The organism is Streptomyces changchenzhani, assembly GCF_039766235.1.
In the GTDB taxonomy this organism is placed as follows: Bacteria; Actinomycetota; Actinomycetes; order Streptomycetales; family Streptomycetaceae; genus Streptomyces.
In genome coordinates this window covers 359,623-378,164 of record NZ_JBDHNH010000006.1, presented here as the reverse complement: position 1 = coordinate 378,164, position 18,542 = coordinate 359,623, and the positions used below count along the sequence as shown (strand labels likewise).

At 71.4% G+C, this 18,542-nt stretch carries 17 protein-coding genes and 2 pseudogenes; 8 read left to right on the top strand and 11 right to left on the bottom strand.

The features are described from left to right. Window positions 1–6 precede the first annotated feature (6 nt). The 3 genes from ABCR94_RS21310 to ABCR94_RS21300 form a co-directional block, all read right to left on the bottom strand. Entirely contained in the window at window positions 7–618 is a 612-nt protein-coding gene (locus ABCR94_RS21310; RefSeq protein ID WP_347121214.1) for a hypothetical protein, read from the bottom strand. A 148-nt stretch (window positions 619–766) separates the two neighbouring features. Beyond that, window positions 767–2,080: a serine-threonine protein kinase gene (locus ABCR94_RS21305; protein WP_347121212.1), complete on the bottom strand. Its 1,314-nt coding sequence runs from the start codon at window positions 2,078–2,080 to the stop codon at window positions 767–769. 148 nt (window positions 2,081–2,228) lie between these two features. Further along, window positions 2,229–3,503, bottom strand: coding sequence for an exo-beta-N-acetylmuramidase NamZ family protein (locus ABCR94_RS21300; RefSeq protein WP_347121211.1), 1,275 nt, complete (start codon window positions 3,501–3,503; stop codon window positions 2,229–2,231). Between the two features lie 167 nt (window positions 3,504–3,670). Here ABCR94_RS21300 and ABCR94_RS21295 point away from each other — a divergent pair, with 167 nt between their 5' ends. The 3 genes and pseudogenes from ABCR94_RS21295 to ABCR94_RS21285 all read left to right on the top strand — a co-directional run bounded on the left by ABCR94_RS21295 (window position 3,671) and on the right by ABCR94_RS21285 (window position 5,321). Further along, window positions 3,671–4,435: an SDR family oxidoreductase gene (locus ABCR94_RS21295; RefSeq protein WP_347121209.1), complete on the top strand. Its 765-nt coding sequence runs from the start codon at window positions 3,671–3,673 to the stop codon at window positions 4,433–4,435. 129 nt (window positions 4,436–4,564) lie between these two features. Continuing rightward, window positions 4,565–4,693: pseudogene (locus ABCR94_RS21290) on the top strand (AMP-binding enzyme); the annotation flags it as partial. 34 nt (window positions 4,694–4,727) lie between these two features. Continuing rightward, complete coding sequence (locus ABCR94_RS21285; protein ID WP_347121208.1) at window positions 4,728–5,321, top strand: TetR/AcrR family transcriptional regulator; 594 nt, start codon at window positions 4,728–4,730, stop codon at window positions 5,319–5,321. Window positions 5,322–5,475: 154 nt separating this feature from the next. Here ABCR94_RS21285 and ABCR94_RS21280 read toward each other — a convergent pair whose 3' ends face one another. From ABCR94_RS21280 to ABCR94_RS21265, 4 genes are all read right to left on the bottom strand, one after another. Continuing rightward, a complete protein-coding gene (locus ABCR94_RS21280) occupies window positions 5,476–6,690 on the bottom strand; it encodes an acyl-CoA dehydrogenase family protein (protein ID WP_347121206.1) in 1,215 nt (404 codons plus the stop codon). A gap of 6 nt (window positions 6,691–6,696) precedes the next feature. Next, on the bottom strand, window positions 6,697–7,734 hold the full coding sequence (locus ABCR94_RS21275) for a phosphotransferase family protein (protein WP_347121204.1): 1,038 nt from the start codon (window positions 7,732–7,734) through the stop codon (window positions 6,697–6,699). A 94-nt stretch (window positions 7,735–7,828) separates the two neighbouring features. After that, window positions 7,829–8,740 carry an MBL fold metallo-hydrolase gene (locus ABCR94_RS21270; RefSeq protein ID WP_347121202.1) on the bottom strand — a complete coding sequence of 304 codons (912 nt, stop codon included), beginning with the start codon at window positions 8,738–8,740 and terminating at the stop codon, window positions 7,829–7,831. Between the two features lie 111 nt (window positions 8,741–8,851). After that, on the bottom strand, window positions 8,852–9,148 hold the full coding sequence (locus ABCR94_RS21265; protein ID WP_347121201.1) for a hypothetical protein: 297 nt from the start codon (window positions 9,146–9,148) through the stop codon (window positions 8,852–8,854). Between the two features lie 170 nt (window positions 9,149–9,318). Between ABCR94_RS21265 and ABCR94_RS21260 the strand changes: the two genes are divergently transcribed. Further along, complete coding sequence (locus ABCR94_RS21260; protein ID WP_347121200.1) at window positions 9,319–10,245, top strand: NADP-dependent oxidoreductase; 927 nt, start codon at window positions 9,319–9,321, stop codon at window positions 10,243–10,245. Between the two features lie 161 nt (window positions 10,246–10,406). Here the strand turns inward: ABCR94_RS21260 and ABCR94_RS21255 are convergent, their stop codons facing one another. The 3 genes from ABCR94_RS21255 to ABCR94_RS21245 are packed head-to-tail and all read right to left on the bottom strand — an operon-like array spanning window position 10,407 to window position 11,702. Then, window positions 10,407–10,745: a DUF202 domain-containing protein gene (locus ABCR94_RS21255; protein WP_347121198.1), complete on the bottom strand. Its 339-nt coding sequence runs from the start codon at window positions 10,743–10,745 to the stop codon at window positions 10,407–10,409. Beyond that, on the bottom strand, window positions 10,742–11,137 hold the full coding sequence (locus ABCR94_RS21250; RefSeq protein WP_347121196.1) for a YidH family protein: 396 nt from the start codon (window positions 11,135–11,137) through the stop codon (window positions 10,742–10,744). Before ABCR94_RS21250 ends, ABCR94_RS21255 begins: the two co-directional genes overlap by 4 nt. A 10-nt stretch (window positions 11,138–11,147) precedes the next feature. After that, window positions 11,148–11,702, bottom strand: a complete 555-nt coding sequence (locus tag ABCR94_RS21245) for an NUDIX hydrolase (RefSeq protein WP_347121194.1) — start codon at window positions 11,700–11,702, stop codon at window positions 11,148–11,150. Window positions 11,703–11,807: 105 nt separating this feature from the next. On the opposite strand from ABCR94_RS21245, the gene ABCR94_RS21240 reads away from it, so the two are divergent. The 4 genes and pseudogenes from ABCR94_RS21240 (at window position 11,808) to ABCR94_RS21225 (ending at window position 17,789) form a co-directional block, all read left to right on the top strand. Then, on the top strand, window positions 11,808–13,463 hold the full coding sequence (locus tag ABCR94_RS21240) for an FAD-binding dehydrogenase (RefSeq protein WP_347121193.1): 1,656 nt from the start codon (window positions 11,808–11,810) through the stop codon (window positions 13,461–13,463). Window positions 13,464–13,557: 94 nt separating this feature from the next. Continuing rightward, on the top strand, window positions 13,558–14,721 hold the full coding sequence (locus ABCR94_RS21235; protein WP_347121397.1) for a substrate-binding domain-containing protein: 1,164 nt from the start codon (window positions 13,558–13,560) through the stop codon (window positions 14,719–14,721). An 80-nt stretch (window positions 14,722–14,801) separates the two neighbouring features. Next, window positions 14,802–15,831, top strand: a pseudogene (locus ABCR94_RS21230) (hydroxyacid dehydrogenase). Beyond that, window positions 15,828–17,789, top strand: a complete 1,962-nt coding sequence (locus tag ABCR94_RS21225; RefSeq protein ID WP_347121191.1) for a DUF2264 domain-containing protein — start codon at window positions 15,828–15,830, stop codon at window positions 17,787–17,789. The pseudogene ABCR94_RS21230 and the gene ABCR94_RS21225 overlap by 4 nt, the downstream one beginning before the upstream one ends. Window positions 17,790–18,024: 235 nt before the next feature. Here the strand turns inward: ABCR94_RS21225 and ABCR94_RS21220 are convergent, their stop codons facing one another. Continuing rightward, on the bottom strand, window positions 18,025–18,465 hold the full coding sequence (locus ABCR94_RS21220; RefSeq protein ID WP_347121190.1) for an ASCH domain-containing protein: 441 nt from the start codon (window positions 18,463–18,465) through the stop codon (window positions 18,025–18,027). Window positions 18,466–18,542: the final 77 nt, after the last annotated feature.

Below are 18,542 nucleotides of genomic sequence, written 5' to 3'. Positions count from 1 at the left end.
GCGCCCTTACGCCGCCGACGCCAATTCCTTGCGCTGTACCCTCTTGGCCTCCGCCAGCGCCGCCGAGGTCAGAACCGGCCGGGGCACCAGGATGCCGCAGCCCGCACAGACCGGCCCGAACCAGGGTTCATGGTCGAGATCCTGTGTCCAGACGATCCGGCTCTCCGCGCATGCCGGGCACCGCGCGCCGGGATCCGCCCCCAGGGCGGAGATCAGCCGCCGCAGTACGTCGCCGAGCGGGGCCGTCGGATGGACCGCGGGATCGGGACACAGGGCTGTACCGCACCCTCCCCAGGTGTGCCGGTGCCAGTCGTCGAACGAGCCGGGCTGCCGCAACCCGTCGTGCTTCTCGCGTTTGCGGCGCTCCGCGAACTCCTCCTCGTAGCCGAGCCAGACGCCCCGTGCCTCCTCCAATTCATCGAGCGCGGCCACCAGCCGCGCCGGATCGGGCGCCCTGTCCTCCGGTTCGATCCTGTGCCGTGAGCACAGATGGTCCCAGGTTGCCCGGTGACCATAAGGGGCAAATCGTTCCAGGCATTTGCGCAGTGAATATCGCCGCAGGGCAAGATCGCACTGCGGGTCGCGCACCTGTCTCGCAAGACTCCGGAAACCGGCCATCGCACTGCCACCTCCGTCGCTGGTACTTCGGCGTCATGGAATGGACGTACGGGTGCCCGTTTCGGCTCCATCGAAAAACAAATGGGCCTCATAAGCGGTATTTCGTCTACATCGTGAGACGCGAGTACGACGCTCCGGCCCCCGGTGGTCAGCGCCCCACGCGCCCCGCCGCCAGCACCACCCGCGCCAGATCCGTGTGACAGACGTCGTTGTGCGCCCCCGCAGGCGGGCCGCCGCGCCGTACCAGCGCGGACGCGTCGACATTCACGCACCCCCGGTCCGGGATGCCTCCGCGCAGGGCCTGCGCCACCGTGAGCGTCGGGGTGTCCGCCACCGCCTGCACCCCGTCGTAGCCGACCGCACCCCACTTGTTGCCGAGCGCGATCAGCCCCGTCGCGTCCCCGGCCAGCCGTGAAGCCAGCGGATAGATCACCCCGAGTGCCGTGTCGTGGTGCGAATAGCAGGCGACCAGGGGGCCGTCGATCCGCCGCTGGGCGTCACGCAGCGCACCGCCGCCGCGCATCGAGTGCGGCAGCCGACCGGCGAACGCGTAGTGCGAGAAGGCCCCTTGGAGCAGCGTCACGGACTTCACGTTCCGCACACCCTCGGGCAGGCCGCGCAGCGCGAACGACACCACCCGGGCGCCCTGACTGTGACCGACCAGATGAACCCGCATCGAGGGCGAGGACCGGGCCAGCTCCCCGACCAGCGGCCCGAGCCCCAGCCGGCCGACGGTCCCGGACCGCCGCTTCATCGCGTAGTACGTCGCCTGGCGCAGCAGTTCCTTCGCCCCGTTCCAGGCCTTCTTCAGGCCGCCGCCCAGCGCGATGCTCCGCGCCGGACCCTCGTCCAGCTCCGCGCCGAGCTCCTCCAGCGCCTCGGTGAACCCGACGCACACCGCGAGCGTGTCCTCGTACAGCATCGTCGGATCGCTCTGCGGGTGATCCTCGGACTCCATGTCCGAGCCGAACAGCACGGCGAGCCCGCCCTGCGGCTCCTCCACCAACTGACGTATCAGCATGCCGAATTCGTCGAACGCAGTCCGGTCCTGCGGGCACTCGTCGAGCAGCCCGGCCAAGCGCTCGACGAGCTGCTCACGGTCGGGGAAGGCCTGCACCAAGGCCTGCTTCGTCGCGTCGTCGAGGCCGGGGGTGACCCGCGGCGGCGCCGCGCCGCGCGGCTCGAAGTCCGGGATCGGCTTGTCCGCGAACCTGATCGACGGCCACATGATCCCCGCGTAGCCGAGCCGGACGCCCGGCTCGTCGGCGACCAGGCCGGGGAAGGGGGCGAGAAAGCTGTCGTACAGCCGGTTGGCCGTTTGGCGGTCGTTGTTCCAGCCGTGCGCGAACATCACCAGGTCGGTGACGTCGAGTTCGGCGAGACGATCGCGCTGTCGTACGTCGATGTCGCCGTCCGCGTCGAACGTCACTTCCCGGTACGGCTCCACACCCACATCCACCATGACCCATCCCTCCGGTCCACGCAGACACGCTGGGAAGCTCAGCATCCCGCCGGACCGGAGGATGGGCCATACGCGCGGCAAGGCCGGCCCGAGCCGGTCCCACGCGCGGCAGGCCCCGCGCGGATTGTGCCCGCGGCCCCAACTGCCGTCACCGGTAGAGCAGATACTCCCGGCGTACGGCCCGGAACGCGGCGAGGTCGCTCCGCCAGGCACCGACCACCTCGTCCGTCCCCGCGCCCGCGTCGATCATCGTGCGGACCCGGGTGTTGCCCGTCAGCTTGTCGATCCAGTTGTCGGGACGCCAGGCGAAGCCGCTCCAGCTCCTCTTCGCGGTCACCAGGAGCCCAATGCCGGTGCGCACAGGGTCGAACAACTGGCGGTCGTGCACATGCAGTTGGACTCCGCCGATCGTCTTGCCCTGGAACTTCGAGAACGTCGGCGCGAAGTACGCCTCGCGGAAGTCCACACCCCTGAGCCCCGCCGCGTTCGCCGCCTCGGCCCACCGGCGGTCGATGCCCTCGGCGCCAAGCAGCTCGAAGGGCCGTGTGGTGCCGCGGCCCTCCGACAGGTTCGTGCCCTCGAAGAGACAGGTGCCGGAGTACACCAGTGCGGTCTCCGGCGTCGGCATGTTGGGGCTCGGTGGCACCCAGGGCAGGCCCGTCTCGTCGAAGAAGTCCGAGCGCCGCCACCCCGACATCTTCACCGTCTCCAGCGGCACCGGGGTCGTCAGGAACTCGCCGTTGAACAGCCGCGCGAGCTCCGTCACGGTCATGCCGTGCGCCTGCGCGATGGGCTCGCGCCCCACAAAGGTCGCGAACGCCCTGTCGAGCACCGGACCCAGCGCCGCCCGCCCCGTCACCGGGTTCGGCCGGTCGAGCACCACGAAGCGCTTGCCCGCCAGCGAGGCGGCCACCATGCAGTCGTAGAGCGTCCAGATGTACGTGTAGAAGCGCGCCCCGGCGTCCTGGATGTCGAAGACGACGGTGTCCACACCGGACGCCGTGAAGATGTCCGCGAGAGGCCTACCGCTCTTCAGATACGTGTCGTAGACGGGCAGCCCGGTCGCCGGGTCGTCGTAGCGCCCCTCGGACCCGCCCGCCTGGGCGGTGCCCCGGAAGCCGTGCTCGGGGCCGAAGACGGCGGTCAGGTTCACCCGGTCGTCGGCGTGCATGACGTCGACGATGTGGCGTACGTCCGAGGTGATACCCGTCGGATTGGTGACGACGCCGACCCGCTGCCCGTCGAGGAGGTCGTACCCGTCGGCGGCCAGCCGGTCGAAGCCGGTACGCACCCTGCCCCGACCGCCGCCGTGCCCGCCGCCCCGCTCGCCCACGGCGGCGGCGCCCGTGGTGGAGGCCGCGAACGCCCCCACCGCTCCCGCGGCTCCCGTCACGGCCAGCAGTCCCCGTCTGGACAGGCTCATCCCACTACCTCCGGTATCGGCACTGTCTGTCATGGCCACGCACGCTAGCGTGTGGACAGGCCGCGGGGAACGCGCCGCACACGGCGGTTCGCGGCCCTCCACCCCTTTCGCCTCGACATACCGACTGGTTAGTCTGTTGAGGTTGTCGGCATCGAGAGGCGGGTCACGTGAGTACGTTCCAGGGCGAGACGGTTGTGGTCACGGGCGCGGGAGGCGGCATTGGAGCCGCACTCGCCCGCAGATTCGCGGCGGAGGGCGCACGGGTTGTCGTCAATGACCTCGAAGCGCAGAAGATCAAGGCGATCGCCGACGAGACCGGCGCGATCGCCGTCGCCGGGGACGCCTCCACGATCGTCGAAGAGGCCCGCGACGCACTCGGCGGCACCATCGACGTCTACTGCGCCAACGCGGGCCTCGCCTCACCGGGCGACGCCTTCGCCGACGAAGCGGTCTGGGCCGCCGCCTGGGACGTCAATGTGATGGCCCACGTCAGGGCGTCCCGCGCGCTGCTGCCTGACTGGCTGGAGCGCGGCAGGGGCAGGTTCGTCTCCACCGTCTCGGCCGCCGGGCTGCTCACCATGGTCGGAGCCGCGCCGTACAGCGTCAGCAAGCACGGCGCGCTCGCGTACGCCGAGTGGCTCTCGCTGACCTACCGCCACCGCGGCGTCAAGGTGCACGCGATCTGCCCGCAGGGGGTACGCACCGACATGCTGACCGCGGCGGGCTCGGCCGGTGAACTGGTGCTCGCGCCGACCGCCATCGAGCCCGAGGACGTCGCGGACGCGCTCTTCGACGGCATGGCCGCCGACCGGTTCCTGATCCTGCCGCACCCTGAGGTCGCCGGGTACTACCAGGCGCGCGCCGAGAACCCGGACCGCTGGCTGTCCGGCATGAACCATCTCCAGCAGAAGTGGGAAGAGGCCGCCGGTTGAGCGGGTCGATCCATGCGGCCAAGCCCTGGCTCACGCAGCTCAGCGAGGCCCAGCGGGCCCCCGTGAAGCCCGCGGAGACCCTGCTGCACGCCTTTCGCGCCGCCTGGAAGGCCGGCGGCCACACCGGAGGAGATCTCTGCGCACTGCGAGGAACGGCTGGCCGCGTACAAGTACCCGCGCCAAGTGGAGATCCTGCCCGAGCTTCCCAGGGCGGCGAGTGGGAAGATCCTGGGGCGGGAACTGCGTTCCCGTTCCTGAACACGGACTCTTCGACGAAAGGCAGGTGGCGGCAATGGCCAGGACGACGGACGGGAGCGGCATTCCCGTCCCCCAGAGGCTGCTGGCCGCCGCCACCCGCCTGTTCGCCGAGCGCGGCTACGACCGGACCTCCGTCCAGGAGATCGTCGAGGCGGCCGGTGTCACCAAGGGCGCCCTCTACCACTACTTCGGCTCCAAGGACGACCTGCTGCACGAGGTGTACGCGCGCGTGCTCCGCCTCCAGCAGGAGCGCCTCGACGCCTTCGCGGACGCGGACGCGCCGGTGGAGCAGCGGCTGCGGGACGCGGCGGCGGACGTGGTCGTCACCACCATCGACAACCTCGACGACGCGTCGATCTTCTTCCGCTCCATGCACCACCTGAGCCCGGAGAAGGACAAGCAGGTGCGGGCGGAGCGGCGGCGCTACCACGAGCGGTTCCGGGCGCTGGTCGAGGAAGGGCAGAAGAACGGGGTGTTCTCGCTGGCCACACCGGCGGATCTGGTGGTCGACTACCACTTCGGCTCCGTGCACCACCTGTCGACGTGGTACCGCCCGAACGGCCCGCTCACCCCGCAGCAGGTCGCGGACCACCTGGCGGATCTGCTGCTGCGGGCGTTGCGGCCGTAGGGGGTGCGGGGGTGCCGCTGCGCGGGGCTTTCCCCTACCCGCCCCTTCCCGAAGCTGGGGCTCCGCCCCAGACCCCGGTCCTCAAACGCGCCGGACGGGCTGAAAAGAATCCTTCAGCCCGTCCGGCGTTCGCAGGCGCCCCGCCCCACCCGCCCTACACGTACTTCTTCAGCTCGCGCCGGGCCAGCGACCGCTGATGCACCTCGTCCGGCCCGTCCGCCAGCTTCAGCGTCCGCGCCCCCGCCCAAAGCTCCGCCAGCGGGAAGTCCTGGCTGACCCCGCCCGCGCCGTGCAGCTGTACCGCCTTGTCGATGATGTCGACCACCGCGCGCGGCGTCGCGATCTTGATGGCCTGGATCTCGGTGTGCGCGCCCCGGTTGCCCACGGTGTCCATCAGCCACGCGGTCTTGAGGACCAGCAGCCGCAGCTGCTCGACCGCGACCCGCGAGTCGGCGATCCAGTTCTGTACGACCCCCTGCTGGGCGATCGGCTTGCCGAAGGCCGTCCGCTCCACCGCCCGCCGGCACATCAGCTCGATGGCCCGCTCGGCCATGCCGATCAGCCGCATGCAGTGGTGGATGCGGCCGGGGCCGAGCCGGGCCTGGGCGATGGCGAAGCCGCTGCCCTCCTCGCCGATCAGGTTCGCGGCGGGCACCCGCGCACCGGCGAAGACGACCTCCGCGTGGCCCCCGTGGGAGTGGTCCTCGTACCCGTACACCTGCATTGCACGCCGGATCTCGACCCCCGGGGTGTCGCGCGGCACCAGGATCATCGACTGCTGGCGGCGCGGGTCCTCGCCGTCCGGGTCGGTCTTGCCCATCACGATGAAGATCTTGCAATCCGGGTTCATCGCCCCCGAGATGTACCACTTGCGGCCCGTGACGACGTACTCCTCGCCGACCCGCTCGATCCGCGTCTGGATGTTCGTTGCGTCCGACGAGGCCACCTCGGGCTCGGTCATCGCGAAGGCCGAGCGGATCTCACCGGCGAGCAGCGGATCGAGCCACTGCTTCTTCTGCTCGTCGGTGGCGAACTGGGCGAGCACCTCCATGTTCCCGGTGTCCGGGGCCGCGCAGTTGAGAGCCGTGGGCGCCAACTGCGGGCTGCGGCCGGTGATTTCGGCCAGCGGCGCGTACTGCAGGTTGGTCAGCCCGGCGCCGTGCTCGGCGTCCGGCAGGAAGAGGTTCCACAGCCCCTGCCGACGGGCCTCGGTCTTGAGGTCCTCGACGATCTGCGGGGTGTCCCAGGGCGAGGCGAGCTGCCCGCGCTGCTCGTGCGCGACTGTCTCGGCCGGATATACGTGCTCGTCCATGAAGGCGAGCAGTCGGGTCCGGAGCTCTTCGGTCCGCGCGTCGAATGCGAAGTCCATGGTGTCTCAGCCTTCCTGGAGGGTGGTGAGGCCGTGCTCGATGAACACGGGGACCAGATCGCCGATTTGGTCGAAGCCGGGGCCGACGGTCTGCCCGAGCGTGAAGCGGTAGTGGATGCCCTCCAGGATCACGGCGAGCTTGAACCAGGCGAACGCCGTGTACCAGTCGATCGCGGAGGTGTCCCGGCCGGACCCGGCGGCGTACCGCTCGACGATCTCGCGCGCCGACGGATGCCCGGGGGCGCCGCTGGTCGTGCTGATCGGCGAGTCGGGGAGCGACAGCTCCGAGCTGTACATCACCAGCAGGCCGAGGTCGGTCAGCGGATCGCCGAGCGTCGACATCTCCCAGTCGAGGACGGCCGTGATCCGGTCGCCGCCGCCGACGCCGGTGGGGGCGATCAGGACGTTGTCGAGCCGGTAGTCGCCGTGCACCACGGTCGGCGCGGGGGAGGCGGGCAGCGAGCGCCCGAGCGCGGAGTGCAGCTCGTCGATGCCGGGCAGGTCACGGTTGCGGGAGGCGTCGAGCTGCTTGCCCCAGCGCCGCAACTGCCGGTCGAGGAAGCCCTCGGGCCGGCCGAAGTCGCCGAGTCCGACCGCGGCGGGGTCCACGGAGTGCAGCGTGACGAGGGTGTCGACCAGGTCGAGCACCGCCTCACGGGTGCGCTCGGCACCGAGGACGGCCAGTTCCTCGGCCGTACGGTACGGAACACCCTCCACGAACTCCATGACATAGAACGGCGACCCGATCACCGACTCGTCCTCGCACAGCAGCACCGGCGCGGGCACCGGCACATCCGTCGGGTGCAGCGCGCTGATCACCCGGAACTCGCGCTTCATGTCGTGCGCGGTGGCCAGCACATGCCCCAGTGGCGGCCGGCGCACGACCCACCGCGTGTGCCCGTCGGTGACGGCGTACGTCAGGTTCGACCGGCCGCCCTCGATCAGCCGGGCGCTGAGCGGTCCGCTGACCAGCCCCGGCCGCTCGCGGTCGAGAAGACCGCGCAACTGCTCAGGATCAAGACCTGGCGGGTGGGCTGCGCTCATGGACTGCACCTCCGAGGGCGTTTAGTACGTCGCATCTCATCATGCCGACCAGTCGGTATGTAGTCCAGTGCGCCGACGCGCCCCGAGACCGGAATCACGCATGACAGGCGACCGGACGGCCTCCGTTCATGATCGCCATGTCGGTGAAGAGGGCCATCGGATCGAGCGGCGAGCCCAGCGGAAGCCCGTCCAGCTCGGCGTAGGCGCGGTGCAGATTGGCGACGAGCCGCTCGCTCTCGCGCAGCTCGGCGAAGTCCCCGAGATCCGCCTGCTTCGCCGTCTCCAGCGGAGTGAGCCCCTTGGTGCGACCGGCCTCGGCGAGCTCGGCGACGTACCGCAGATAGCGCTCTGTCGCGTCGTACGCGGACGGATCGGTGATCGGCCCGTGGCCCGGCACGACCGTGCTCGCGTCCAGTGAGCGCAGCAGGTCGAGTGCGCGCAGCGAACCGCTCAGGGATCCCATCGGGACGAAGGGGGTGCCGCCCTGGAAGACCAGGTCGCCGGTGAAGACGATGCCGTGCTCCGGCAGATGGACGACCGAATCGCCGGTGGTGTGCGCGACGCCGGGGTGAATGATCCGTACTTCGGTCCCGCCCACGTGCACGGTGAGGCGCTCGCTGTACGTGAGGGTGGGCGCGGTGATGGTGATCTCACCGAAGTCGGTCTGTGGCCACACCGTGTGCAGCTGGTGCCCGACCGCCAGGACCTCGGCGCGGCAGGTGTCGTGCCCGACCACGGTGGCCTCGGGCAGGAAGACGCTGTTGCCGTAGGTGTGGTCGCCGTGGTGGTGCGTATTGACGACGGTGCGGGGGAGCGGCGCCCCGGTCGCCAGCAGCGCCTCGCGCAGCGCGTGCGCTCGGCGCTCGGTGGCCGCCGTGTCCACCAGCAGGGTGGACTCGCCGTCGCTGACGAACCCCGCGTTGCTCAGGCACCATCCGCCGTCCGGCTGGATGTAGGCGTGGACTTCGGGCGCGAGCCTGACGGTGTACGGATCGGTGGCGGGCATGAGGGTCCCCCGGGTCGAGATCGAGCTGATCGAGGTGATCACACTGATCGAACTGGTCGATGAGAGCCTGCCAGTTGATGCGGACCCGGGGGAAGGGGGGTACCCGCTGGGTCAGTGATCGTCCCAGTGGCCCTCATGGGCGGCGTGCCGGTGGCCGTCGTGGACGTAGTCGACATGGTCGCCGTGGGTGACCGCGGGGTGTCCGCAGTTCTGCCCGTGCGCGTGGCCGTGCTCGCCGTGCGTGACGTGGTCCGTGGACTCGCACTCGTCCCAGTGCCCGGAGTGCTCCCGGTGCAGGTGCCCGTCGTGGGCGTAGTCGAGGTGGTCGCCGTGCGGGATTTGGGTGTGCCCGCAGGCCGGACCGTGCGCGTGCTCGTGGGTCGGGTGCTCCTGGTGGAGGATGGCCATGACGTTCACCTCTGGTGCGATGCGGACAAATCAGTGCACTTCAGAGGCTAGTCCTGAATAGCCGATTGATCCCGGTACCGCTCCGTGGTCCGTGTGCCCTTCCGCACGTCGCACCCCACTGTTTCCGCTTCGGCTTGCGCCCGGGCCGGGCTGCGCGGAGGGTCGGAGGCATGAAGGCGATCAGTTACTCCCGCTACGGCGGCTCAGATGTCCTCGAATACGGCGAGCGCCCCGACCCCAAGGTCGGACCCGACTCCGTCCTGGTGAAGGTGACGGCCGCGGCCGTCAACCCGGTCGACTGGAAGTGCCGGCAGGGCTATCTCGACGGCGCGTTCGACGCCGTCTTCCCGGTGATCCCCGGCTGGGACGTGTCCGGGGTCGTCGTCCAGCCCGGTGCGTCCGTGACGGAGTTCGCCGTCGGTGACGAGGTCATCGGGTACGTACGCGAGGACTTCCTCTCCCGCGGTACCTTCGCCGAATTCGTCGCCGCCCCCGTTCGCACTCTCGCCCCCAAGCCCACGAGCCTGAGCTTCGAGGAGGCCGCCGGGCTGCCGCTGGCCGGTCTCACCGCCTACCAGGTGCTGCACGGGGCACTGGAGGTGCGCAAGGGCGACACGGTGCTGGTGCACGCGGCGGCGGGCGGTGTGGGCTCCCTCGCGGTGCAGATCGCCCGGCACGCGGGCGCCCGCGTGATCGGCACGGCCAGCGAGCGCAACCACGACCACTTGCGGAAGCTGGGTGCGGAGCCGGTGACGTACGGCGACGGACTGGTGGAGCGGGTACGGGCCCTGGCGCCCGGCGGCGTCGACGCGGCGTTCGACACGGTGGGCGGCGACGCGCTCACGGCCTCGGTCGAGCTGCTGACCCCGGGCGGCCGACTGGCCTCGATCGCGGACGGGTCGGTCACCGAACACGGCGGACGCTATGTGTTCGTACGGCCCGACGCGGGCGATCTGCGGAAGCTGGGCGAGCTGGCGGACGAGGGTGTCATCACCGTCCATGTGGACCGCGTGTTCCCGCTGGAACAGGCGGCGGAGGCGTACCGCCTCAACGAGCAGGGGCGCACGCGGGGCAAGATCGTGGTGACGATGCTGTGACATTCTGCGGCTGCCGCCGCAGGTCCTCGCCTGTACGGCGTCCGGGGGTCCGGGGCCTGCCCCGCCATGCGGCGGCAGCCGCAAAATGTCACAGCGGGAAGGGGCGGGTAGGGGAACAGCGCCGCAGGCAACCCGCACCACGGCCCGCCCGCACCCGCCCCTCACCCCACCATCGCCACCGCGAACCCCGCCAGAGCAACCGTGCACGCCGCCGCCACCAAGGCACCCCCCACCGACATCGCCCCCGGACTCGGACTGCTGCCCACCACCCGCATCCGCCGGTGCGCAACCCACAGGAACGCCAGCCAGACGAGCATCGTCAGCGACACCGCGACCACCGAGGCCACGGAAATCTCCTCACCGGCCGCCTGCCGTCCCGCCAGCACGGCCACCACCGTGCAGGAGAGCGTCGTACGCCGCCAGGCCAGCCTGGTCCGCTCCGGCTGAAGGCCGGGGTCCCGGGCAGGGACGGGCGAGGCAGGCGAGGCAGAGGCAGTCACTTGCCCTCCCAGCCGAAGATGACGACCACCACCATCGCCACCGCGACAACGGCGACCACCAGGCTCAGCACCGTCGGGAAGCGCGTCACCGGAAGGTCCTCGCCCCGCCGCATCGCCTGCTCGCAGCGCATCCAGTGGTTCACGGCCCGCAGCGCGCACAGCACACCGGCGACCAGCAGCCCGAGTGCCATGGTCGCTTTGACGGCCCGGGGCAGGTCCGGCAGAAACTGATCAACGGCGAAACCGCCCCCGATCAGGGCAAGAGCCGTGCGGATCCAGGCCAGGAAGGTACGTTCATTGGCCAGCGAGAACCGGTAGTCGGGGGTCTCGCCCTCTTCCTTGATGCGCTGCGGAGCGAACCACAGCCGCAGGCTCCGCACGAAGTCGATCACGCGCCGCACCCTACCGGCCGACCGCCTCCGCCCCACCCGTGCGAAACGCCCGTACCCGCTCCCACGCGGCGAGCCCGTCCGGCACCCACTCCCACACGCCGAGCCGCTTCTCCAGCTCCGCACCGGGCAGGAAGGTGTGCCAGGCGACCTCCTCCACCTGCGGGTTCACCGGAAGCTCGCAGCGCACCTCGTAGACGTACGACCACCAGGTCCGCGCGCCGTCGGGGCTCTCGTAGAGGAACTTCAGCAGCGGTACGGGCCGGGGCAGCCCGCTGACGCCGAGCTCCTCCTCCGCCTCGCGCAGCGCCGCGTCGTCGTACGACTCGCCCGCGCCGACGACCCCGCCCACGAACATGTCGTACAACGAAGGGAAGACGAGCTTCACCGGCGTCCTGCGGTGCACGAAGTACCGTCCATCGGCGTCCCGCGCGAGCACGAAGACGCAGCGGTGGCGCAGGCCCCGGGCGTACGCCTCGCCGCGTGGGGCCTGCCCGACGACATCGTCGTTCTCGTCGACGATGTCGAGGATCTCGGCGGCGGGGTCGGATGTTCCTTCGGTCGTCATGGAACCAATCCAACACCCCGCACGGTTGACGCTTCGACTGCCTGTCCCGAAGATCTGACGCACGAGTAACTTCCCACTCCACTCGCCCCGGCAAGGACGGAAACCATGGCGTACGACGCTGATGTGATCGTGATCGGGGCGGGCCTCGCCGGCCTGGCAGCCACCGCTGAACTGGTCGACGCGGGCCGCACGGTGATCCTGCTCGACCAGGAACCCGAGCAGTCCATCGGAGGCCAGGCGCACTGGTCCTTCGGCGGCCTCTTCTTCGTCGGCTCCCCCGAGCAGCGCCGGATGCGGATCAAGGACAGCCGCGAACTGGCCCTCCAGGACTGGCACGGCACGGCCGGCTTCGACCGCGAGGAGGACCACTGGCCCCGCAAGTGGGCCGAGGCGTACGTCGACTTCGCCGCGGGGGAGAAGCGCGCCTGGCTGCACGGCCAGGGCGTGCGCTTCTTCCCGATCGTCGGCTGGGCCGAGCGCGGCGGGTACGACGCCAACGGGCACGGCAACTCCGTGCCCCGCTTCCACATCACCTGGGGCACCGGGCCCGGCCTCGTCGCACCGTTCGAGCGCCGGGTGCGCGACGGCGTCGCGCGCGGCCTCGTCAAGCTGAAGTTCCGCCACCGCGTCACCGGCCTGGCCCGCAGCGCGGGCTCCGTGGACACCGTCACCGGCGAGATCCTGTCCCCCTCCGGCGTCGAGCGGGGTGTTGCCAGCAGCCGTGAGACGGCCGGCGAGTTCGAGCTCAGGGCCCAGGCAGTGATCGTCACCTCGGGCGGCATCGGCGGCAACCACGACCTCGTACGCGCCAACTGGCCCCAGCGTCTTGGCACTCCGCCCGCCTCGATGCTCTCCGGCGTGCCCGCGCACGTGGACGGCCTGATGCTCGGCATCACCGAGGGCGCCGGTGGCCGCATGATCAACCGCGACCGGATGTGGCACTACACCGAGGGCATCGAGAACTGGAATCCCATCTGGGCCAAGCACGGCATCCGCATCCTGCCGGGCCCCTCGTCCCTGTGGTTCGACGCCACCGGCAAGCGGCTGCCCGTGCCGCTCTTCCCCGGCTTCGACACCCTCGGCACGCTCGACCACATCATGAAGACCGGTTACGACTACACCTGGTTCGTCCTCGACCAGCGGATCATCGGCAAGGAGTTCGCGCTCTCGGGCTCCGAGCAGAACCCGGACCTGACGGGCAAGTCGATCCGCGATGTCATCGGCCGGGCGCGGGCCGACGTACCCGGCCCGGTCAAGGCGTTCATGGACAAGGGCGCGGACTTCGTCGTGGAGAAGGACCTGGCATCGCTGGTGCGCGGGATGAACGCGCTGACCAAGGAGCCGCTGATCGACGAGGCCGCGCTGCGCCACGAAATCACCGCGCGCGACCGGGAGATCACCAACACCTTCACCAAGGACCTCCAGGTGATGGCGATCCGCGGAGCCCGCAACTACCTGGGCGACAAGCTCATCCGTACGGCGGCGCCGCACCGCATCCTCGACCCCAAGGCGGGCCCGCTCATCGCGGTGCGCCTGCACATCCTCACCCGCAAGTCGCTCGGCGGCCTGGAGACCGACCTGTCCTCGCGAGTGCTCACCGACAGTGGGGACACGCTGCCCGGGGTGTACGCGGCGGGCGAGGCGGCCGGGTTCGGCGGCGGCGGGATGCACGGATACCGCTCGCTCGAAGGCACCTTCCTCGGCGGCTGCCTCTTCTCGGGGCGTACGGCGGGCCGCGCCGCGGCGAAGGCTGTCGGCTAGCCCCCTTACCGGCGGTCCCGGGCGTGCGATCGGTATGCTCGATCCGAAACGCTCAAACGAACAACACGCGGGTAACGCCGCGAGGGGGCCACGCATTCGGGAGCCGAGCGACGTCAGGCGTCAGCGCATTCTGGCGGTCGTGCAGTCGCGCGGCACGGTCCGGGTCACCGACCTCGCGACCGAGCTGGAGGTCTCGGTGGTCACGCTCCGCCGGGACGTCGAGGAACTGGCGCGGGCGGGCAAGCTGCGACGCGGTCACGGCGTGGCCCGCTCGCTCGTCCCCGTGGAGCCCGTGGGGCCCGTGCGGCCCGTGGGCCAGGGCCCGGTGACCGCCGGGCCGCCGGGCGAGGGCGGGGCGGTGGCCCTCGTCGTACCGGAGCGGCACACCTATCTGTACGAGACCATGAACGGCGCGCGCATCGCCCTGGAGAAGGCCGGTATCCGGGTCACCCTGCACATCGCGCCGCAGGTGACCGGCGCCGAGCGCCCCATCGTCGAACGGGCGCTGGCGGACGGGGTGCGGGGGCTGCTGATCGCGCCGCGCTGGCGCACCGCCGCCGCTGAGGAGGCGGACTACGGCTGGCTGGCGCAGGCCGGGGTGCCCACGGTGCTCATGGAGCGAAGGCCGCACCGGGGCGGCGCGCTGCACGCCATGGACTCGGTCTGCTCGGACCACTGGTACGGGACGCAGCTCGCGGTGGACCACCTCGTCTCGCTCGGCCATCGGCGGATCGTGCTGGCCGCCCGCGACGACAGCCCCACCGCCCGCGCCGTGCGGGCGGCCTTCGCCGAAATCGCCGCGGCCCGGCCGGAGATCGAGGACTGGACCGTGGTGCTCAGCGCCGCGGACGCCGGGCCCGAGCGGGGCGGTGAGGCAGTGGACGGTGGACCGGAGGCCGACGCCGCCTTCGCGCCCGGCGGTCTCGCGGCGCTGCTGCGGGAGCGGGGGAGCACGGCGGCCGTGCTGCACGGTGATGTGGACGCGCTGATTCTGGTCCAGCAGCTCGCCGACAGCGGGATGCGGGTGCCGCAGGACTGCTCGGTGGTGGCCTACGACGACGTGGTGGCCGCGCTGGGCAGCACGCCGCTGACCGCGGTGGCGCCGCCGAAGGCCGAGGTGGGGCGGGTGGCGGCCGAGCTGCTGCTGCGCCGGCTCACGGAGCCGCGGGAGCCGGGGACGGGCGGGGCGCGCCGGGTGGAGCTGCTGCCCGAGCTGATGGTGCGGGGGTCCGCCCAGCCACTCCGCCCGATCGTGTGACCGCTTTGAGTTTCTATTGATCGGTCTATTGACCTGATCCAAACGACACCCCCCAACGCCACAGACGTCTCAGGAGACAGATGCCCACCACTGCCGGCGGCCACCCCCGTCCCCGTGCCGCCCTCGCCATGGCGCCGGACACGGCGGCGGCCGTGTTCGACCCGGCGGCCCTGGCCGCCCTCGGCCGGGTCTGCGACCTCGCGCCGCCCCCCCGTCATCGCCGACTTCACCACCGCACAAGCCCGCGCCGTGCTGCAGGACGTGGAGGTCCTGGTCACCGGCTGGGGCTGCCCGCCGCTCGACGCCGGTGTGCTCGACTCCGCACCCCGGCTGCGCGCCGTCGTCCACACGGGGGGCTCGGTGCGCGGCCACATCACCGAGGAGTGCTGGAATCGTGGCATCGAGGTGTCCTCCGCAGCCGCGGCCAACGCGCTGCCCGCCGCGGAGTACACCGTCGCCATGATCCTGCTCAGCGGCAAGCACGTCCTGGAGCGCGCACGGGAGTTCCGCACCACGCGCCACCGCGGCGACTGGCTGAGCACCCCGCGCGACATCGGCAACTACGGCCGCACCGTCGGCATTCTCTCCGCCTCGCTGATCGGGCGCAGAGTCGTGGAACTGCTGCGCCCGTACGACCTGAGGGTGCTGCTGCACGACCCGTACGTCACCGAGGAGGAGGCCGCGTCGCTCGGCGTGCGGGCGGTCGGCATCGCCGAACTGTTCGAGCGCGGCGACGTCGTCAGCGTCCACACGCCGCTGCTCCCCGCCACCCACGGACTGGTCAGCCGGGAGCTGATCGACGCGATGCGACCGGACGCGGTGCTCATCAACACCGCCCGCGGAGCCGTCGTCGACCAGGACGCGCTCACCGAAGCGCTGAAGGAGCGCCGGATCCGGGCCGTGCTGGACGTCACCGACCCCGAGGCCCTGCCGCCCGAACACCCCCTGTGGGACTGCGACAACGTCACCATCACCCCGCACCTCGCAGGATCGCAGGGCAACGAGTGGGGGCGGCTGGCCGCTCTCGCCGTGTCCGAGACCGGCCGCTGGGCCGCGGGCGACGGTTTCGGCCATCCGGTACGACGCGAAAGGCTGGACTATCTCGCATGAGCACGCCAAGCAGCACCCCCAGCCGGTCGAACCCCCTCGGACTCCCCGGCGACGACCGGGACCTGAGCCCGTACACGGGCTACACCCGCGCCCACTGGGAGGCCGCCGCCGACGGACTGCTGAGAGCCGCTTGGCGATGGGCCACCCCGCGCGGAGCCCTGCTCGACCTGCCGGGACGGCCCTCCGCCTCCGGCGTGCGCTCGGACGGCCTGGAGGGATACGCCCGCACCTTCCTCGCCGCCGCCTTCCGGGTCGCCGGGGCCGACGGCAAGGACCCGCACGGCTGGCTCGACCGGTACGCGCAGGGGCTCGCGGCCGGCACCCGCACGCCGGGCCGTGACGACACCGAGTCCTGGCCGCTCATCCTCGACCAGCACCTCGGGGGCCAGCCGATGGTGGAGTCCGCGTCCGTGGCGCTCGGCCTGCGCCTGACCCGGCCCTGGCTGTGGGACCGGCTCGACGCGGACGTACAGGACCGGGCGGAGGAGTGGCTGCGCGGCGCGCTGCGCCATGTCCCCGCTCCCAACAACTGGTATCTCTTCCCCTTCACCGTGGCCGGGTTCCTGGAGTCGGTGGGCCGCGGCGACGCGGAGACCGCCCGTGCCCGCGAGCGTGCCCTCGCTCTGCTGGAGACCTGGTACCGGGGGCAGGGCTGGTACGCGGACGGCGAGGGCCGCGCCTTCGACCAGTACAACGGCTGGGCCCTGCACCTGTATCCCGTGCTCGACGCCTTCCTGGCGGACGACAACGGCCTCGCCCCGTACGGCGCCCGGCTGCGGGAGCACCTGGAGAGCTTCTCGCTGCTCTTCGGGGCCGACGGCGCGCCCCTCCACTTCGGGCGCTCGCTCACCTACCGCTTCGCCGCGTCCTCCGCGGTGGCGCTGGGCGCGGTGACAGGCCATACCCCGCTCGCTCCCGGGGTGGCGCGGCGGTTGCTCAGCGGATCGCTGCGCTACTTCGTCGACCGCGGCTCCGTCGGCCCCGACGGGCTGCTGAGCGTGGGCTGGCACGGCCCGCACGCGGCGACCTCGCAGTCCTACTCCGGTCCCGCTTCGCCGTACTGGGCATCGAAGGCCTTCGTATGCCTGCTCGCCCCGGCGCAGCATCCGCTGTGGACCGCGCCCGAGGAGCCCGCGCCCAGCGAGGGCCAGGACCGGGTGCTGGCGCTGCCCGCGCCCGGCCTGCTGGTGCAGAGCACCCGGGCCGACGGGATCGTACGGCTGCACAACCACGGCAGCGACCATGTACGGCCGCACGAGGGGGAGTCGGCCGACGGCAACGATCCGCTCTACGCGCGCCAGGCCTACTCCACCAGGACCGGCCCGACGGCAGCGGGAAACACGGCGGACAACCACTTCTGCGTCGAGGTCGCCGGGGTGCGCAGTGTCCGCCGCCGCATCCGTCCGCTCGGCGCCGGACACGGCGACGGCTGGGGCTGGGCGGCCTCCTGGCACCTGCCGGTCTTCGCCGCAGGACCGCCGATGGTGCCCGGCCTCCGGGTGGAGAGCGTCACCGTGGTCCGGGGCAGCCGTGAACTGCGGGTCCACCGTGTGGTGGGCGCACCGCCCGGAGCCCGGGTCGCGCAGACGGGCTGGGCGACGGACCCCGCCGAGCCCCTGCTGTCCGCGCTTCACCCGCTGCACGGCTGGACCGGGCAGGACCGGCCGCGGGCGCCGCGGGGCACGGCGTTCACGCCCTGGGCGGACCTGCCCCGGCTCACGGCCGGAGCCGAGGGCACGGCGGTCTACGCGGCCCTGGCCACGCTCACCGGGGAGCCGCGGTCCGATGCGTCCGACCCGTCCGACCCGTCCGACGCTCTGGCCGGGGCGGTCACCGCGGTGTCGGTGGACGTGGACCGCGTGGAGGTGCGGTGGGCGGACGACGGCTCGGTGACCCGTATCGCCTTCGAACCGCTCACGGTGGAGCACGTGGACGCCACCGCCGACCAGGCCGACTGAACGGACCCACACCGACCCGACCCTAGAGACCCGACCCGACGCGAACCTGAAGAGGGGGGACCCACTGTGCGAAGGAAAGCCCGCCTCATGACGGTCCTTACGTCTTTGCTCGCCGCGACCACCCTGTCCGTGGTGGACACCAGCCGCAACGGCAACGGTTCGAGCGGCCAGTGGTGCAACCCGGCCCCCCGCGCCCCGGCCGTACCACCGCGACCACCCCCCGCCCGGAGCCCACTCAGACGGTGTCCGCCCCGTCCACCCGCTCGACGACCCGGAAGCGCTCCGCGACCACCATCGTCGAGTCGTCGACCTCGAACTCCGGATCGCCGAGCGCCTCCCGCATCTCCTCGCCGTGCCAGAACGTCTCGTGCCCCGCGCGCCAGGCGGCGACCGACGTGTAGCCCTCGCCCTCGTCCAGCGCGTGCTGGAGGTTCACGTCGCCGAGCGCCAACACCCGCACTTCGGCCAGCTCGATCACCGCGACATGCCGGCCGTCCGAGTCGACCACCACGGAACGCTCGCCGACCGGCGGCAACTCCTCCTTCTCCACCTCGTATTCGACGAGCAGACCGGTCGTCGACACCTTCTCGCCGGACAGCGTGGCAGCGACCAACCGGTCGCGCAGCGGGCCGGGATGGGCGAACAGGCAGAGTGGGAGCGCCGAGGTGTCAGACATGGCGCAAGTGTAGAGGGAGGCCGCCCCGTCCCCCGGGCGGCGAGCCAAGTACGGCGACCGACACTCGTGTTGACACC

Bases quoted from the DNA above. Each gene is read 5' to 3' on its own strand.
- ABCR94_RS21310 (WP_347121214.1), bottom strand. From the start codon at position 618: ATGGCCGGTTTCCGGAGTCTTGCGAGACAGGTGCGCGACCCGCAGTGC.
- ABCR94_RS21305 (WP_347121212.1), bottom strand. From the start codon at position 2,080: ATGGTGGATGTGGGTGTGGAGCCGTACCGGGAAGTGACGTTCGACGCG.
- ABCR94_RS21300 (WP_347121211.1), bottom strand. From the start codon at position 3,503: ATGAGCCTGTCCAGACGGGGACTGCTGGCCGTGACGGGAGCCGCGGGA.
- ABCR94_RS21285 (WP_347121208.1), top strand. From the start codon at position 4,728: ATGGCCAGGACGACGGACGGGAGCGGCATTCCCGTCCCCCAGAGGCTG.
- ABCR94_RS21280 (WP_347121206.1), bottom strand. From the start codon at position 6,690: ATGGACTTCGCATTCGACGCGCGGACCGAAGAGCTCCGGACCCGACTG.
- ABCR94_RS21275 (WP_347121204.1), bottom strand. From the start codon at position 7,734: ATGAGCGCAGCCCACCCGCCAGGTCTTGATCCTGAGCAGTTGCGCGGT.
- ABCR94_RS21270 (WP_347121202.1), bottom strand. From the start codon at position 8,740: ATGCCCGCCACCGATCCGTACACCGTCAGGCTCGCGCCCGAAGTCCAC.
- ABCR94_RS21265 (WP_347121201.1), bottom strand. From the start codon at position 9,148: ATGGCCATCCTCCACCAGGAGCACCCGACCCACGAGCACGCGCACGGT.
- ABCR94_RS21260 (WP_347121200.1), top strand. From the start codon at position 9,319: ATGAAGGCGATCAGTTACTCCCGCTACGGCGGCTCAGATGTCCTCGAA.
- ABCR94_RS21245 (WP_347121194.1), bottom strand. From the start codon at position 11,702: ATGACGACCGAAGGAACATCCGACCCCGCCGCCGAGATCCTCGACATC.
- ABCR94_RS21240 (WP_347121193.1), top strand. From the start codon at position 11,808: ATGGCGTACGACGCTGATGTGATCGTGATCGGGGCGGGCCTCGCCGGC.
- ABCR94_RS21225 (WP_347121191.1), top strand. From the start codon at position 15,828: ATGAGCACGCCAAGCAGCACCCCCAGCCGGTCGAACCCCCTCGGACTC.
- ABCR94_RS21220 (WP_347121190.1), bottom strand. From the start codon at position 18,465: ATGTCTGACACCTCGGCGCTCCCACTCTGCCTGTTCGCCCATCCCGGC.